Origin of the sequence: Bacillus sp. FSL L8-0358 (genome assembly GCF_038593095.1) — a bacterium.
Classification (GTDB): Bacteria; Bacillota; Bacilli; order Bacillales; family Bacillaceae; genus Bacillus; species Bacillus subtilis.
Genome location: NZ_CP151962.1, coordinates 3,150,990 through 3,169,038, shown reverse-complemented (window position 1 = coordinate 3,169,038; position 18,049 = coordinate 3,150,990). Strand labels below are relative to the sequence as shown.

Sequence of the window (18,049 nt, the reverse complement as noted above, 5' to 3'; positions counted from 1 at the left end):
GATTTTTGGAGGGGTATCATCATGAATGCAGTCGTCATCGCAGTCCTGCTTATGCTTGTATTAAGCCTGCTGCGTGTCAATATTGTTATCGCATTAATTATAGGCGCTTTAGCCGGCGGGTTAACAGGCGGGCTCGGTCTTGGCGAAACGGTTAAAGCTTTCACAGACGGTCTCGGCGGAAATGCCACCGTTGCAGTCAGCTACGCCATGCTTGGCGCGTTTGCCGCCGCTTTGACGAAAACGGGTCTTCCGGACGCAATGGTGGAAGCCTCCGTTAAATTAATCGGAAATAAAGAAGATTCTCGAAAAAAAGCACTGTCTAAAGTGCTGATTGTGCTGATTATTTTAATTGTATCTTGTTTTTCGCAAAACGTCGTTCCGGTTCACATCGCGTTTATCCCGGTGCTGATTCCGCCGCTTTTGAAAATCTTTAATGAACTTGAAATGGACCGCCGTCTGATCGCGTGTGTAATTACATTTGGCTTAACGGCTCCTTATATTTTGCTTCCGGTCGGTTTCGGCCAAATCTTCCAAGGCATGCTGAAGGACAATATGGCGGATGCCGGATTAAACGTTCCGCTTGCTGATATTCCGTACGCACTGATTATTCCAGTTGCAGGTATGGTTGTCGGCCTTATTTTATCAGTGATCGTATACCGTAAACCGAAACAATATGAAACAAAAGACATTTCAGGTGCAGAAGCATCGCCATATACGAGAAAAAGTATTGGTATCGCGGTTCTAGCCATTGTTGTGTCACTCGGCGTCCAGCTTTACTTATCTCAGACTTTGGGAGTAGAAGGAATGATTATGGGGGCGCTCGCTGGTCTGATTGTTCTGTTTGTCAGCGGTGTGATGAAGCGTGATGAAGCGGACTCACTGATTACTGATGGAATGGTTTTAATGGCCTTTATCGGCTTTGTCATGCTTGTTGCAGCCGGATTTTCAAACGTATTGACGAAAACCGGAGATGTCGAGTCACTGGTCAAAACGTCAGCCGGTTTTATCGGACACAGTCAGTCCTTGGGCGCATTGCTGATGCTCATTGTCGGCTTATTAATTACAATGGGGATCGGATCTTCTTTTGCGACGATTCCTGTTATCACAACCATTTTCGTGCCTCTATGCATGCAGCTTGGATTCAGCCCGATGGCAACGATTGCGATTATCGGAGCTGCTGCTGCGCTTGGCGATGCCGGTTCACCTGCCAGTGACAGTACGCTTGGACCGACTTCAGGTTTGAGTGCGGACGGCCAGCATCACCACATTTGGGATACTTGTGTGCCGACATTTATATTTTATAATATTCCGCTTGTCATCTTTGGCTGGATTGCAGCGCTTGTTTTATAGGAAAAAGGCTCCCCTTTACTGGGGAGCCTTTTCTCGTTATGATAAAAAAACCGTCCAATAGAACGGCTTTACACGGACGATATGTGATTTCTGTTAAAGCCGGTTGCTTTATGAATAGAGCGGTAGATTGCTGGTGCGATAAACGACAATATCACAGCCAGCGCTGTGTCTTTTACCATAAACCAAATCATAAAGCCCCAAGCCGCGCCGTAGCTCACTGGCGTATGAATCCACAGCTTCAGTGCAAGATACATATAGGTAGTGCCGATGATATACATGATCGCCGTTCCGATAAGTGAAGCAATGAGAAATCGAATTTTACTTGGCTGAATGTTTCGTTCTAAAAACCATCCCGCTGCAAATGCTGCCGGGATGTATGAGATAATAAACCCGCCGCTTTTCCCTGCAAACGGTGCGAAGCCTGCTGAAAATTGAGCAAACACAGGTGCTCCGGCCAATCCCACAAGTGCATATACAATCATGGCAATCGCTGCTCGTTTGCTGCCAAGAAGCAAAGCTGCCAAGAGACAGAAAAACGGCTGCATCGAAAGCGGAATGCCGGCTACTTGTAAAAAGGGTGCTACTGATGTAATGTTGGCCCCGACAGCCATAAGTGCGGCGAACATGCCAATCAGCGCCATATCTCCCGCACGAAGTTTACGTTGTTTCATCGTTGTTCCCCCTTAGGTTGACATACACAATCATAGAGTAATAAAGAACAAAAAGATTGTCAACATGATTTTAAATTAGGTTAACAAAAAGGAGGGCTCCATATGTATTTCGGAAAAACAAGACAGTCCGATCAATCTGGAAGAGTGCCGCCAAATCAAAACGTCACCACTTCATTTCCTGTGCTTCATACCGGAGATGTCCCATATTACGAAGATATGACGAAATGGAATCTTCAAGTATACGGTTTGGTTGACTATCCGATGCTGCTAAGCTTTGAAGATGTCAAAGCCTTTCCACGGTATGAATCGAAAAATGACATTCATTGCGTCACGGGATGGTCAAGGCTTGATAATGTGTGGCAAGGCGTGCGGGCTTGTGATATAGCGGAAAAAGCGGGTGTAAAAGAAGAAGCGGGCTACGTCATTTTACATGCTGAAGAGGGCTGGACGACCAATCTGCCACTTGATGATTTCTTAGCGGAAACTTCCCTTCTGGCTTATGCGCATAATGGCGAACCTTTAACCCCTGAACACGGCTTTCCGCTGCGGGGTGTATTTCCGCATCTGTATTTTTGGAAAAGCGCCAAGTGGCTGCGCGGCATCCAATTTACGAAAGAAAATCACCCTGGCTTTTGGGAGCGGAATGGTTATCACATGAGAGGCGATCCTTGGCAAAATCAAAGATTTACATGGGATTAAGGTTCTATTTCAAATAGGACAATCCGCATCTTTATTAGGTTTTTATTTCCATATTGTTAGTCTGCAGGTACCTTATTTGATCAAGGTGCCTTTTTTATTCGGGAAAAAGTTGACTTTCTTTGGAAGAAAACCTATTATTTGAGGTGTCTAGTTGATAGTGAAAATCATTATCATACATTGCGGTTTAGTTTAAGGAGAGGAATGTCGTACTGCATGAAAGAGCAAACAACAGACCGGACAAATGGCGGGACATCAAACGCATTTACGATTCCTGGTACGGAAGTGCGTATGATGTCTTCACGCAATGAAAACCGTACCTATCACATTTTTATCTCGAAACCTAGTACGCCGCCGCCACCCGCTGGTTATCCTGTGATTTATCTGCTGGATGCCAATTCTGTCTTCGGAACGATGACGGAAGCCGTTCGAATACAGGGACGCCGACCCGAAAAAACCGGGGTGATCCCTGCAGTGATCGTCGGCATTGGCTATGAGACAGCGGAGCCGTTCTCCTCAGCGCGCCACCGGGATTTTACAATGCCAACAGCCCAATCGAAGCTGCCGGAAAGGCCCGACGGCAGAGAATGGCCGGAGCATGGCGGAGCGGAGGGCTTTTTCAGATTTATTGAAGAGGATTTAAAACCGGAGATAGAACGAGATTACCAGATTGATAAAAAAAGACAAACAATCTTTGGCCATTCGCTCGGAGGGCTTTTCGTGCTGCAGGTGCTGCTAACAAAGCCCGATGCGTTTCAAACATATGTCGCGGGAAGTCCGTCCATTCATTGGAATAAACCGTTTATTCTCGAGAAAACGGACCATTTCGTCTCTCTCACCAAGAAAAACAATCAGCCTATCAATATCCTGCTTGCCGCAGGAGAATTGGAGCAGCATCATAAAAGCCGGATGAACGACAATGCGAGGGAGCTTTATGAGCGGCTGGCCGTTTTATCTGAACAAGGCATACGGGCAGAATTTTGCGAGTTTTCAGGAGAAGGACATATTTCAGTTCTTCCAGTTTTGGTCAGCCGGGCGCTGCGTTTTGCGCTTCACCCTGACGGACCGCATCTATCAATGGGCTGAGACATACTCAGCCTTGCCTTTAAAAAATATTTGTCACTGAAATTATATTTGACTGTCACATGACATTTGGATATGATTATTTTTATAATTGATAATGATAATCATTATCAATAGATTGCGTTTTTCAAGGCGCAGCAGTCTTTTTCGCTGGATGTCTGTTCGGCATTTAGAGCGAAGAAAGGAATTGATGATATGAATGCAAAGGGTATAGAGGGAAAAATTGCTTTTATAACAGGGGCTGCCCAAGGAATAGGCGAAGCTGTTGCGCGGACGCTTGCCAGTCAAGGCGCACATATTGCGGCAGTTGATTATAATCCTGAAAAGCTGGATAAGGTTGTGAACAGCCTCAAAGCAGAAGGCCGCCATGCAGAAGCTTTTCCTGCGGATGTGAGAGACAGCGCGGCGATTGACGAGATCACGGCGCGCATTGAACGTGAAATGGGGCCGATTGATATTTTAGTGAATGTAGCGGGTGTCCTTCGCCCGGGACTGATCCATTCACTTAGCGATGAGGAATGGGAGGCGACGTTCTCAGTGAATTCGACTGGCGTATTTAACGCCTCGCGTTCAGTCAGCAAATATATGATGGACCGAAGATCAGGTTCGATTGTAACAGTTGGATCGAATGCTGCCGGTGTACCAAGAACATCTATGGCGGCATATGCGTCTTCAAAGGCTGCGGCTGTGATGTTTACGAAATGCCTTGGCCTTGAGCTTGCAGAATACAATATTCGCTGCAACATTGTATCTCCCGGATCAACGGAAACAGACATGCAGTGGTCATTATGGGCCGACGAGAATGGAGCGGAGCAAGTCATAAAAGGATCACTTGAGACATTTAAAACAGGGATCCCGCTCAAAAAACTAGCCAAGCCTTCGGATATTGCGGATGCGGTGCTCTTTTTGGTTTCTGGCCAGGCAGGGCATATTACGATGCATAATTTAGTCGTAGATGGCGGCGCGACCTTAGGCGTGTAACTGAATTTAAAGGAGGTTCATGAGAATGTTGGATCAAAACGTTATAACAGAAACAAAAGCGGAGCATTTGCTTCATGAATATCAGCCGGGCGCCTTTTTCTTAGCGTCTCCTCATCGTGTACTGTTAGCGAAAGGCATATGTGAAATCGTACCGGAGGCAGACGGGCAAAACCAAATAGAAACCCTTTCTGGCCGAATTGCAGAGACGTTGCGTCAGGCAAAACAATCAGGGCAAAGCCGGCCGCTTGTTGTCGGGGCCGTTCCTTTTGATCAAGTAAAAGCAGCGCGGCTCGTTGTACCTGAGGAAGTGCGCTGGTCAGGACCGCTTAAATTTGATCATGAGGAAAAGGAACAGCAGGCTGGGCATACATACCACATAAAGCCTGTTCCTGAACCTGAGGATTATAAAAATGGTGTTGAACAAGGGCTGACACGCATTGCCGATGGAACACTCAGCAAAATCGTCCTATCCAGATCGCTGCATTTGACATCGCCTGAACCGATTCAGACGGATGAATTGCTTCGCCATCTGGCTCAGCATAACACGCATGGCTACACGTTTGCCGCAGACGTGTCCAGCCAGGAGGAAACGTCTCCCCGCCGAACATTGCTCGGAGCAAGTCCGGAGCTTCTCGTTTCAAGGATGGGAACACAGGTCGTTTCCAATCCATTAGCCGGCTCAAGGCCGCGCAGTAATGATCCTGTTGAAGACCAGCGCCGGGCAGCTGAATTGCTTTCTTCCGCAAAGGATCTTCATGAGCACGCGGTTGTCGCTGACGCGGTTGCGGCAGCGCTGAGACCTTTCTGCCGGACGCTGGAGGTTCCGGAGAAGCCTTCACTGATCAAAACGGAAACGATGTGGCACCTGTCCAGCGTGATTAAGGGAGAGCTTTCCGATCCGTCTGTAACTGCACTTGAATTGGCGGCGGCGCTCCACCCGACGCCAGCAGTCTGCGGAACACCGACTGATCTTGCAAGAGAAGCGATTCTCAGCATTGAACCATTTGACCGCGGTTTCTTTACCGGCATGGTCGGCTGGTGTGACGATGCCGGTGACGGAGAATGGATCGTGACCATCCGTTGTGCAGAGGCAGAAGAACGCTCACTCCGCCTGTATGCTGGAGCTGGTGTTGTGGCCGGTTCAAAGCCCGAGGACGAGCTTCAGGAGACGTCCGCAAAGTTTCGGACAATGCTGCGGGCAATGGGCGTGGATCACATATGAACAGAATGAATTGCTGGAGGGATACAACATGCTGAAAGGATTTACGCCTTGGCCTGATGAGTTAGCTGAGACCTATCGAAAGAACGGCTGCTGGGCCGGTGAAACGTTTGGAGATTTGTTAAGGGACCGAGCAGCCAAATATGGTGATCGCATTGCCATTACATGCGGAAACACCCATTGGAGCTATCGAGAGCTTGACACAAGGGCTGATCGCCTGGCTGCCGGATTTCAAAAGCTCGGCATTCAACAGATGGATCGTGTTGTGGTGCAGCTGCCAAATATCAAAGAGTTTTTTGAAGTCATTTTCGCGCTTTTCCGTCTGGGGGCGCTTCCAGTCTTCGCACTGCCTTCTCATCGAAGCAGTGAAATTACATATTTTTGCGAGTTTGCTGAAGCGGCTGCATATATCATTCCCGACGCATATTCCGGTTTTGACTACCGTTCGCTTGCCAGACAGGTTCAAAGCAAGCTGCCGACTTTGAAAAACATCATTGTCGCAGGTGAGGCAGAGGAATTTTTGCCGCTCGAGGATTTGCATACAGAACCTGTAAAACTGCCTGAAGTCAAATCTTGGGATGTGGCGTTCCTCCAGCTTTCTGGCGGGAGCACCGGGCTATCGAAACTGATTCCGAGGACCCACGATGACTACATATACAGCCTGAAGCGGAGTGTGGAGGTCTGCTGGCTCGACCACAGCACGGTGTACTTGGCCGCGCTGCCGATGGCACACAATTATCCGCTGAGCTCACCTGGCGTTCTCGGCGTATTATACGCTGGAGGAAGAGTGGTATTATCTCCTTCTCCAAGTCCAGATGACGCATTTCCTTTGATTGCACGCGAAAAGGTCACGATAACCGCTCTTGTTCCGCCTCTTGCGATGGTATGGATGGATGCGGCATCCTCACGCCGTGACGATTTATCCAGCCTTCAAGTGTTGCAGGTCGGCGGTGCCAAGTTTAGTGCTGAAGCCGCGCGCAGGGTAAAAGCTGTTTTCGGCTGCACGCTGCAGCAGGTGTTCGGAATGGCAGAGGGTCTCGTCAATTATACGAGATTGGATGATCCTGAGGAGATCATTGTCAACACCCAAGGAAGACCGATGTCCCCATATGATGAAGTGCGTGTTTGGGATGATCATGATCGCGACGTAAAACCTGGTGAAACAGGCCATCTGCTGACGCGGGGACCGTATACAATTCGAGGTTACTATAAGGCAGAAGAGCATAACGCCGCTTCATTTACTGAGGACGGTTTTTACCGTACGGGTGATATCGTCAGGCTGACACGAGACGGCTATATTGTCGTTGAAGGCCGGGCGAAGGATCAAATTAACCGTGGAGGAGAAAAGGTTGCGGCTGAAGAGGTAGAAAATCATCTGCTGGCGCATCCAGCTGTCCATGATGCGGCAATGGTCTCCATGCCTGACCAGTTTCTTGGTGAGAGATCTTGTGTGTTCATTATTCCCAGGGATGAAGCCCCAAAAGCCACAGAGCTCAAAGCATTTTTGAGAGAGCGCGGACTGGCGGCATATAAAATCCCTGATCGAGTTGAATTTGTCGAATCCTTTCCGCAGACAGGGGTAGGAAAGGTAAGCAAAAAGGCTCTTCGTGAAGCTATTTCCGAGAAACTTCTTGCAGGGTCAAAAAAATAAAACAACAATTTGAGAGGAAGTGTTCAAATGGCTATACCTGCCATTCAGCCGTATCAAATGCCGACAGCATCTGATATGCCGCAAAACAAAGTATCATGGGTGCCTGATCCGAATCGGGCTGTCTTGTTAATACACGATATGCAAAACTATTTTGTCGATGCTTTCACAGCGGGAGCGTCTCCGGTAATAGAGCTTTCAGCGAATATACGAAAGCTGAAGAATCAATGTGTTCAGCTTGGGATTCCTGTTGTCTATACCGCACAGCCGGGAAGCCAAAATCCGGCTGACCGGGCGCTGCTGACTGACTTTTGGGGCCCGGGATTAAACAGCGGTCCTTATGAGGAGAAAATTATAACCGAGCTGGCACCAGAGGATGATGATCTTGTGCTGACAAAATGGAGATACAGCGCGTTTAAGAGAACGAATCTGCTTGAAATGATGCGCAAAGAGGGACGCGATCAGCTGATCATTACAGGAATTTACGCCCATATCGGCTGTCTAGTTACAGCATGTGAAGCATTTATGGAGGATATTAAAGCCTTTTTTGTGGGAGATGCAGTTGCTGATTTTTCATTAGAAAAACATCAAATGGCGCTGGACTATGCGGCTGGACGCTGTGCGTTTACCGTGATGACTGACAGTCTTCTTGATCAGCTGCAGAATGCGCCGGCAGACGTTCAAAAAACGCCAGCAAACACTGGCAAAAAGAACGTGTTTACATGTGAGAATATCCGTAAACAAATTGCTGAGCTTCTTCAAGAAACACCGGAAGACATCACAGATCAAGAGGATTTGCTCGATCGTGGTCTTGATTCGGTAAGGATCATGACATTGGTTGAACAATGGCGCCGTGAAGGGGCAGAGGTGACTTTCGTAGAATTGGCTGAACGCCCAACGATCGAAGAATGGCAGAAATTGCTCACAACCCGCAGCCAGCAAGTGCTGCCAAACGCGGATTATTTATAAAAGGAGGGTAAACAAACGGATGCCTGATACAAAAGATCTTCAATATTCTTTGACCGGGGCGCAAACTGGCATATGGTTTGCTCAGCAGCTTGATCCGGACAATCCAATCTACAATACAGCGGAATATATAGAAATCAATGGACCAATCAATATTGCTCTTTTTGAAGAAGCTTTGCGGCACGTGATCAAGGAAGCGGAATCGCTGCATGTCCGCTTCGGTGAAAATATGGACGGGCCTTGGCAGATGATAAACCCGTCTCCGGATGTACAGCTGCACGTCATTGACGTCAGCTCTGTGCCTGATCCGGAAAAAACAGCATTAAACTGGATGAAAGCTGATTTAGCAAAGCCGGTTGATTTAGGGCATGACCCTTTGTTTAATGAAGCTCTGTTTATTGCCGGGCCTGATCGTTTCTTTTGGTATCAGCGCATTCACCATATAGCGATCGACGGCTTCGGTTTTTCCCTGATAGCCCAGCGTGTGGCAAGTATATATACTGCGCTTATAAAAGGACAAACAGCTAAAGGCCGTTCCTTTGGGTCTCTCCAGGCCATTTTGGAGGAGGATACAGATTATCGCGGATCAGAGCAGTATGAGAAGGATCGTCAATTCTGGCTGGACCGTTTTGCAGATGCACCTGAAGTTGTGAGCTTGGCTGATCGGGCGCCAAGAACATCTAACAGTTTTCTTCGTCATACGGCATATCTGCCTCCGTCTGATGTAAACGCGTTAAAAGAAGCGGCGCGCTATTTCTCAGGAAGCTGGCATGAAGTCATGATTGCGGTGTCAGCTGTTTATGTGCACCGTATGACCGGCTCTGAGGATGTTGTGCTCGGCCTGCCCATGATGGGTCGGATAGGGTCTGCATCACTGAATGTACCGGCTATGGTGATGAACCTTCTCCCGCTCCGGCTGACGGTAAGCTCTTCGATGAGCTTTTCTGAACTGATTCAGCAAATTTCCCGGGAAATCCGCAGTATTCGGCGACATCATAAGTATCGCCATGAAGAGCTTCGGCGCGATCTGAAATTGATAGGAGAAAATCATCGATTATTTGGCCCTCAAATCAATCTTATGCCGTTTGATTACGGTCTCGACTTTGCCGGCGCCCGGGGCACAACGCATAATCTTTCAGCCGGTCCTGTTGATGATCTATCAATCAATGTATATGACAGAACAGACGGCAGCGGGCTGCGAATTGATGTTGATGCGAATCCCGAGGTATACAGTGAGTCTGATATTAAGCTTCATCAGCGGCGTATCCTGCAGCTGCTGCAAACGGCTTCTGCCGGAGAGGACATGCTGATTGGGCACATGGAGCTTCTGTTGCCAGAGGAGAAAGAAAAAGTCATTTCTAAATGGAATGAGACGGCAAAATCCGAGAAGCTGGTCAGCCTTCAGGACATGTTCGAAAAGCAGGCAGTTCTTACGCCAGAACGTATCGCTCTCATGTGTGATGACATTCAAGTCAACTATCATAAGCTCAATGAAGAGGCAAACCGCCTCGCGCGTCTGTTGATCGAAAAAGGGATTGGTCCGGAGCAATTTGTCGCTTTGGCGCTGCCGCGTTCCCCTGAGATGGTGGCCTCAATGCTTGGTGTGCTCAAGACTGGTGCGGCGTATCTCCCCCTTGATCCGGAGTTTCCAGCCGACCGTATTTCTTACATGCTGGAGGATGCGAAACCTTCATGCATCATAACGACTGAGGAAATAGCAGCCAGTCTGCCTGATAACCTGGCTGTACCGGAGCTTGTGCTTGATCAGGCTGTTACACAGGAGATTATAAAACGCTATTCGCCGGAAAATCCGGATGTATCGGTTTCTCTTGACCATCCTGCGTATATCATCTATACCTCAGGATCAACAGGAAGACCGAAGGGAGTCGTTGTGACACAGAAAAGCTTAAGCAATTTTCTGCTGTCCATGCAGGAGGCATTTTCTCTAGGAGAAGAAGACAGGCTGTTGGCTGTGACGACTGTCGCTTTTGATATTTCAGCATTGGAGTTATATCTTCCGCTGATTAGCGGAGCGCAAATCGTGATCGCAAAGAAAGAAACGATCCGTGAGCCGCAGGCATTAGGTCAAATGATTGAAAATTTCGATATTAACATCATGCAGGCGACACCGACACTGTGGCACGCTTTGGTAACGAGTGAACCTGAGAAACTTCGGGGGCTTAGAGTGCTTGTAGGAGGCGAGGCGCTGCCGAGCGGTCTTTTGCAGGCGCTTCAAGACCTTCATTGTTCAGTCACGAACTTATACGGTCCCACTGAAACAACGATTTGGTCTGCAGCAGCTTTTCTTGAAGAAGGGCTGAAGGGCGTTCCTCCGATTGGGAAACCGATTTGGAACACGCAGGTGTATGTGCTTGATAATGGATTGCAGCCGGTGCCGCCGGGAGTTGTCGGAGAGCTTTATATTGCAGGCACCGGCTTGGCCAGAGGTTATTTCCATCGCCCTGATTTAACGGCGGAGCGCTTCGTTGCAGATCCATACGGACCGCCGGGAACTCGGATGTATCGGACCGGAGACCAGGCCCGCTGGCGCGCCGATGGGTCTTTGGATTATATCGGGCGGGCGGATCATCAAATCAAAATTCGCGGATTCCGAATTGAACTTGGAGAAATTGATGCCGTGCTTGCCAATCATCCGGACATTGAACAGGCCGCGGTTGTTGTACGGGAAGATCAGCCGGGAGACAAACGATTGGCGGCTTATGTAGTCGCTGATGCTGCTATTGATACTGCAGAGCTTCGTCGTTATATGGGGGCTGGTCTTCCTGATTATATGGTACCGGCGGCGTTTGTGGAGATGGACGAGCTGCCGTTAACACCTAATGGCAAGCTTGACCGGAAAGCACTGCCGGCACCAGACTTCAGCAGATCTGTCAGTGATCGGGCCCCGCGGACTCCTCAGGAAGAGATATTGTGTGACTTGTTTGCAGAGGTTCTCGGTTTGGCACGCGTCGGTATCGATGACAGTTTCTTCGAGCTTGGGGGCCATTCTCTCCTTGCAGCCCGTCTGATGAGCCGCGTTCGCGAGGTAATGGGAGCCGAACTTGGTATCGCCAAGCTCTTTGACGAACCGACAGTAGCCGGACTCGCTGCCCATCTTGATCTGGCGCAGAGTGCACGTCCCGCTTTGCAGAGAGCTGAGCGGCCTGAAAAGATCCCGCTATCATTTGCCCAGCGCCGGCTATGGTTCCTGCATTGTCTGGAAGGACCGAGTCCTACTTATAATATTCCGGTTGCTGTCCGTTTGTCGGGTGAGCTGGATCAAGGATTGCTGAAAGCGGCACTTTATGACCTCGTCTGCCGTCATGAAAGCCTTCGGACGATCTTCCCTGAATCACAGGGGACATCCTATCAGCATATTTTAGCTGTCGATCAAGCCCATCCTGAGTTACATGTTACTGAAATTGCTGAGAAGGAGCTTTCTGATCGGCTTGCCGAAGCTGTACGCTACAGCTTTGATCTTGCAGCTGAACCTGCTTTTCGTGCCGAGCTTTTTGTGATAGGTCCTGACGAGTACGTGCTGCTTCTTCTCGTCCATCATATTGTCGGGGACGGCTGGTCCTTAACACCGCTGACCCGAGACCTTGGGACGGCTTATGCAGCTCGCTGCCACGGACGATCTCCCGAATGGGCGCCTCTTGCTGTGCAGTATGCAGACTATGCGCTTTGGCAGCAAGAACTGCTTGGAAACGAGGATGATCCAAATAGCTTGATTGCCGGACAGCTTGCTTTCTGGAAAGAAACCTTGAAAAACCTGCCTGATCAGCTTGAACTGCCAACCGATTATTCACGTCCGGCTGAGCCGAGTCATGATGGAGATACGATTCATTTTCGTATTGAGCCCGAGCTTCACAAGCGATTGCAGGAGCTGGCTCGCGCAAATAGGGTGAGCCTGTTTATGGTGCTTCAATCCGGTCTCGCCGCTTTATTGACAAGGCTCGGGGCGGGCACCGACATTCCGATCGGCAGTCCGATCGCGGGACGGAATGATGATGCGCTGGGCGATCTTGTAGGGCTGTTCATTAATACATTGGTGCTCAGAACTGATACGTCCGGTGACCCAAGCTTTCGCGAGCTTCTAGACAGAGTACGGGAAGTGAATCTGGCCGCCTATGACAATCAGGATCTGCCGTTTGAGAGACTAGTAGAGGTACTCAATCCGGCTCGTTCGCGTGCGACGCATCCTTTATTCCAAATCATGCTTGCGTTCCAAAACACACCGGACGCTGAACTGCATCTTCCTGATATGGAGAGCAGCCTGCGAATCAACAGTGTCGGTTCTGCCAAGTTTGATTTGACGCTGGAAATCAGTGAAGATCGCCTTGCTGACGGGACACCAAACGGAATGGAAGGACTGCTTGAATACAGCACTGATCTTTTCAAGCGGGAAACTGCTCAGGCTCTTGCTGACCGATTGATGCGCCTGTTGGAGGCTGCCGAGTCTGATCCTAACGAGCAAATCGGAAATCTGGATATTCTTGCGCCAGAGGAACGCAGCAGCATGGTGACAGATTGGCAAAGTGTATCTGAAAAGATTCCGCACGCAAGTTTGCCAGAGCAGTTTGAGAAGCAGGCTGCTTTACGTCCTGATGCTATTGCCGTTGTATATGAAGATCAGGCACTGAGCTATGCAGAGCTGAATGAAAGAGCAAACCGGCTTGCCCGAATGCTGATTAGTGAAGGTGTCGGGCCGGAGCAATTTGTGGCATTGGCACTGCCCCGATCGTTGGAAATGGCTGTCGGCCTATTGGCGGTGCTAAAAGCCGGGGCAGCTTATCTCCCTCTTGATCCGGATTATCCGGCTGATCGAATTGCTTTTATGCTAAAAGATGCACAGCCTGCGTTTATCATGACGAACACTAAAGCTGCAAATCACATTCCGCTAGTTGAAAACGTGCCGAAAATCTTGCTGGATGATCCCGAGCTGGCAGAGAAACTACACACGTACCCTGCAGAGAATCCAAAAAATAAGGATAGGACTCAGCCGCTTTCGCCTTTGAATACGGCATATGTCATTTATACATCCGGCTCAACTGGTGTTCCAAAAGGTGTGATGATTCCTCACCAAAATGTAACACGTTTATTTGCAGCGACCGAGCACTGGTTCCGTTTCAGCTCAGACGATATCTGGACCATGTTCCATTCCTATGCGTTTGATTTTTCGGTGTGGGAGATCTGGGGTCCTCTGCTGCATGGCGGACGTCTTGTAATCGTGCCTCACCACGTCAGCAGATCGCCAGAAGCGTTTCTGCGCCTGCTTGTCAAAGAGGGTGTGACCGTTCTGAACCAGACACCATCTGCTTTCTATCAGTTTATGCAGGCGGAACGGGAACAGCCGGATCTCGGACAGGCACTCAGTCTGCGCTATGTCATTTTTGGCGGAGAAGCGCTTGAACTCAGCCGTTTAGAGGATTGGTACAACCGCCACCCTGAAAATAGACCGCAGCTTATCAATATGTATGGTATTACAGAAACGACGGTGCATGTGAGCTATATCGAATTAGACCGAAGCATGGCAGCTTTACGGGCAAACAGCTTGATCGGCTGCGGCATTCCCGATCTTGGTGTATACGTGCTGGATGAACGCCTGCAGCCGGTTCCGCCGGGTGTTGCCGGAGAGCTGTATGTATCAGGAGCGGGGTTAGCACGAGGTTATCTAGGCCGGCCTGGTTTAACATCTGAACGCTTCATAGCTGATCCGTTCGGTCCTCCAGGCACCCGGATGTACCGCACTGGGGATGTGGCCCGCCTCCGCGCTGACGGTTCCCTCGACTATGTCGGCCGTGCAGACCATCAAGTGAAAATTCGGGGATTCCGGATTGAATTAGGAGAAATTGAAGCCGCACTTGTTCAGCATCCGCAGCTTGAAGATGCGGCAGTGATCGTTCGTGAGGATCAGCCGGGAGATAAACGGTTGGCAGCTTATGTCATCCCTTCGGAAGAAACATTTGATACGGCGGAACTGCGCAAATATGCTGCGGAGAGACTGCCGGATTACATGGTGCCTGCTGCCTTTATGACGATGAAAGAATTGCCGCTGACACCGAATGGAAAGCTTGATCGCAAAGCACTGCCCGCTCCGGATTTCGCAGTGACAGGACGAGGACCGAGAACGCCGCAGGAAGAAATTCTCTGTGACCTCTTTATGGAGGTGCTTCACTTGCCGCGTGTCGGCATTGATGACCGTTTCTTTGATTTAGGCGGACATTCCTTGCTTGCTGTACAGCTCATGAGCCGCATTCGTGAAGCGCTCGGCGTTGAACTCAGCATCGGCAACTTGTTCGAAGCACCTACTGTAGCCGGGCTCGCTGAAAGACTTGAAATGGGATCAAGCCAAAGCGCTCTTGACGTTCTGCTGCCGCTCCGAACAAGCGGAGACAAGCCTCCTTTATTCTGTGTTCATCCGGCAGGGGGACTCAGCTGGTGCTATGCCGGTTTGATGACGAATATAGGAACGGATTATCCGATCTATGGCTTGCAGGCACGGGGAATCGGGCAGCGCGAGGAGCTTCCGAAAACACTTGATGACATGGCTGCCGATTACATTGAACAAATCCGAACGGTCCAGCCAAAAGGCCCGTACCATCTGCTGGGCTGGTCCCTGGGCGGGAATGTCGTTCAAGCGATGGCCACCCAGCTGCAAAATCAAGGAGAAGAAGTTTCCCTATTGGTGATGCTGGATGCCTATCCGAACCACTTCCTTCCTATAAAAGAGGCACCGGATGATGAGGAAGCGCTTATTGCCCTTCTGGCGTTAGGCGGGTACGATCCAGACAGCTTAGGGGACAAACCGCTAGATTTTGAAGCGGCGATTGAGATTCTTCGCCGAGACGGCAGTGCGCTTGCGAGCTTGGATGAAACGGTCATTTTAAATTTGAAGAATACGTATGTCAATTCTGTCGGCATTTTAGGCTCCTATAAGCCGAAAACCTTCCGTGGAAATGTTTTGTTTTTCAGATCAACAATCATTCCTGAATGGTTTGATCCGATTGAACCTGACTCGTGGAAGCCTTATATTAACGGACAGATTGAACAAATCGACATCGACTGCCGTCATAAAGATTTATGTCAGCCGGAACCTCTGGCTCAAATCGGCAAGGTTCTCGCTGTCAAATTGGAAGAGTTGAATAAATAAGGGAGGAGAAATAGAATGGCAAATCCTTTTGAAAATGCGGATGGCACATATTTGGTGCTGGTCAATGAAGAAGGCCAATATTCCCTATGGCCCGGTTTTATAGATGTGCCAAGCGGCTGGACAGTCGTTCATGAGGAAAAAGGGCGTGAAGCTTGTTTGGACTATATCCAATCGCATTGGAGTGATATGAGGCCAAACAGCCTAAAGACTGTTGAAAATGTGTAATCGTATCAAAAAGAGACTGCTCGCTGCAGTCTCTTTTTCTATCTTACGCAGACGTTTGGGTATGATCACAATCCCTGACCGGGTTTCCGTTTTCATCGGTACACCAAGATTGGGATAAAAACGCTAAAAACACAGCGGCCCACTGATCTGCAAACTGAATCAGAATACCCCCGTCATGCCAAGAGCCGTTGTCTTTTTTCCAGCGGGTATCCATTGCATTCCCTTGATTCATATGGATATTGTGCATTCCGTTGGTCGGGGTAAAGCCGAATATTTTATCTGCAGCCTGTTCAGGTCCGAATTTTGAACCGAATATATAAACCGGCGCTTTCTCATCTTGTGCTTTCTTCATATAGGTTTCAATAAAATCATTTAAATCATTATCAGGTCCCGTGATTTCATGAGGCAAAGGCTTCATTTCCCGCGGGTCAAACAAATTGCCCCGCACATAATCCAGTGCCACTTCACGGTTTGCTTCATTGATCCTTGTATATCCATACGGCATGTTCGGAAGGATGGTAATTGAGCCCGAATCAAACTGATCGTCAGCCAAATACAAAACTTCAGATTCCTCAGAACTGGACATCACATTGATGGCGCACCTGTAATACGTATTCTCTTCACCGAGCATTTTGACTTGGAAATGAGGACTGTCATCATCTGTTTCCCGCTTCATGTCTAAGACTATGCCTTTTAACACGCCATATTGCTGAACAGCCATATGAATCCTCCTTTATGATCAACTTCATAGTCATAATTCGTGAAATGGTCTCTTTTTTCCTTTTAAAAAATAAAAAAGCCTGCAGAAATCTTTCTGCAAGCTCATTGTGAATTAAGCACCCGCCACAGATGATTCATCCTGTAAAGCTTTCTCGGCAGGAACATACTCATAGCCTAGATCTCTTGCTACAGCTTCATAGGTCACGTGTCCGTTTGCGGTGTTTAAACCCGCTCTCAGTGCCGCATTGTCTGCGAGCGCTTTTACTGCCCCTTTGTTCGCGATTTGCAGTGCGTATGGAACAGTAACGTTAGTCAGGGCGATTGTTGACGTACGAGGGACTGCGCCCGGCATGTTCGCTACAGCATAATGCACAACCCCGTGTTTTTCATATGTTGGCTGATCATGTGTTGTGATATGGTCGACAGTTTCGACGATGCCGCCTTGGTCGATCGCTACATCAACAATGACTGAACCAGGTTTCATTTGTTTTACCATTTCCTCAGTGACAAGAGTCGGAGCTTTAGCACCCGGAATTAATACCGCGCAAATGAGGAGATCCGCTTCCGCCACAGCATCAGCAATATTGACCGGATTAGAAATTAACGTTTTAATCTGATGGCCGAAGATGTCATCCAGCTGGCGCAAGCGGTCTGCGTTTAAGTCAATGATCGTCACATCTGCACCGAGGCCGACAGCCATTTTCGCCGCGTTTGTCCCGACAACGCCGCCGCCGATAATCGTTACTTTTCCGCGAGAAACGCCCGGCACTCCGGCAAGCAGAATGCCTTTTCCGCCTTTAGGCTTTTCTAAGAATTGAGCGCCGATTTGCGCTGCCATTCTGCCCGCAACCTCTGACATTGGCGTCAGAAGAGGCAATGTCCGGCCTTCACTGACCGTTTCATATGCGATGGCAGTTACTCCTTTATCCTTCAAGGCCTGTGCAAGCTCAGGCTCAGCTGCTAAATGAAGGTACGTAAACAGCACAAGTCCTTTGCGGAAATAAACATATTCTTCCGGCAGCGGTTCTTTTACCTTCATGACCATTTCGGCGTCCCAGACCTGTTTCGGATCAGCAATGATTTCCGCTCCTGCTGACTCATAGGCTTCATTTTCAAATCCGCTTCCAAGGCCCGCGCCTGTCTCAACCAGCACCCGGTGGCCGTTTGAAATGAGCTGAGAAACGCCCCCGGGTGTTAATGCGACACGGTTTTCATTGTTTTTTATCTCTTTAGGAACCCCTATGATCATATCTGTCTCCTCCTGTATCTGTGATATTTTTAGTGTAGCTTGATATTTTGGAAAATTCTTTGTTTGATTAAGAAAATAAAAAAACATG

Annotated in this window: 12 protein-coding genes; 9 read left to right on the top strand and 3 right to left on the bottom strand. The window is 49.0% G+C overall.

Going from position 1 to position 18,049, the window contains the following annotated elements:
* Positions 1–21 precede the first annotated feature (21 nt).
* Positions 22–1,350 (top strand): Na+/H+ antiporter family protein, encoded by a 1,329-nt coding sequence (locus tag NYE49_RS16345; protein WP_003228736.1) that lies wholly within the window; start codon positions 22–24, stop codon positions 1,348–1,350.
* A 68-nt stretch (positions 1,351–1,418) separates the two neighbouring features.
* Here the strand turns inward: NYE49_RS16345 and NYE49_RS16340 are convergent, their stop codons facing one another.
* Entirely contained in the window at positions 1,419–2,021 is a 603-nt protein-coding gene (locus tag NYE49_RS16340; protein WP_342410459.1) for a biotin transporter BioY, read from the bottom strand.
* A 102-nt stretch (positions 2,022–2,123) separates the two neighbouring features.
* On the opposite strand from NYE49_RS16340, the gene NYE49_RS16335 reads away from it, so the two are divergent.
* From NYE49_RS16335 to NYE49_RS16300, 8 genes are all read left to right on the top strand, one after another.
* The gene (locus tag NYE49_RS16335; RefSeq protein WP_342410458.1) at positions 2,124–2,720 is read left to right on the top strand and encodes a sulfite oxidase-like oxidoreductase; all 597 of its coding nucleotides are present in this window, start codon (positions 2,124–2,126) and stop codon (positions 2,718–2,720) included.
* Between the two features lie 213 nt (positions 2,721–2,933).
* Positions 2,934–3,803 carry a ferri-bacillibactin esterase BesA gene (besA, locus tag NYE49_RS16330; protein WP_251188293.1) on the top strand — a complete coding sequence of 290 codons (870 nt, stop codon included), beginning with the start codon at positions 2,934–2,936 and terminating at the stop codon, positions 3,801–3,803.
* Between the two features lie 192 nt (positions 3,804–3,995).
* A complete protein-coding gene (locus NYE49_RS16325) occupies positions 3,996–4,781 on the top strand; it encodes a 2,3-dihydro-2,3-dihydroxybenzoate dehydrogenase (protein ID WP_047183123.1) in 786 nt (261 codons plus the stop codon).
* A gap of 25 nt (positions 4,782–4,806) precedes the next feature.
* Positions 4,807–6,003, top strand: a complete 1,197-nt coding sequence (gene dhbC, locus NYE49_RS16320; RefSeq protein ID WP_047183122.1) for an isochorismate synthase DhbC — start codon at positions 4,807–4,809, stop codon at positions 6,001–6,003.
* Positions 6,004–6,031: 28 nt separating this feature from the next.
* A complete protein-coding gene (locus NYE49_RS16315; protein WP_015384534.1) occupies positions 6,032–7,651 on the top strand; it encodes a (2,3-dihydroxybenzoyl)adenylate synthase in 1,620 nt (539 codons plus the stop codon).
* 27 nt (positions 7,652–7,678) lie between these two features.
* The gene (locus NYE49_RS16310; protein ID WP_047183121.1) at positions 7,679–8,617 is read left to right on the top strand and encodes an isochorismatase; all 939 of its coding nucleotides are present in this window, start codon (positions 7,679–7,681) and stop codon (positions 8,615–8,617) included.
* Positions 8,618–8,636: 19 nt separating this feature from the next.
* Positions 8,637–15,767, top strand: a complete 7,131-nt coding sequence (gene dhbF, locus NYE49_RS16305; protein WP_342410453.1) for a non-ribosomal peptide synthetase DhbF — start codon at positions 8,637–8,639, stop codon at positions 15,765–15,767.
* A 15-nt stretch (positions 15,768–15,782) separates the two neighbouring features.
* Positions 15,783–15,992: an MbtH family protein gene (locus NYE49_RS16300; protein WP_029725880.1), complete on the top strand. Its 210-nt coding sequence runs from the start codon at positions 15,783–15,785 to the stop codon at positions 15,990–15,992.
* A gap of 43 nt (positions 15,993–16,035) precedes the next feature.
* Here the strand turns inward: NYE49_RS16300 and NYE49_RS16295 are convergent, their stop codons facing one another.
* Together NYE49_RS16295 and ald are read right to left on the bottom strand one after the other, a co-directional pair.
* On the bottom strand, positions 16,036–16,713 hold the full coding sequence (locus tag NYE49_RS16295) for a YukJ family protein (protein WP_003228755.1): 678 nt from the start codon (positions 16,711–16,713) through the stop codon (positions 16,036–16,038).
* A 111-nt stretch (positions 16,714–16,824) separates the two neighbouring features.
* Positions 16,825–17,961 carry an alanine dehydrogenase gene (gene ald / locus NYE49_RS16290; protein WP_014480718.1) on the bottom strand — a complete coding sequence of 379 codons (1,137 nt, stop codon included), beginning with the start codon at positions 17,959–17,961 and terminating at the stop codon, positions 16,825–16,827.
* Positions 17,962–18,049 lie beyond the last annotated feature (88 nt).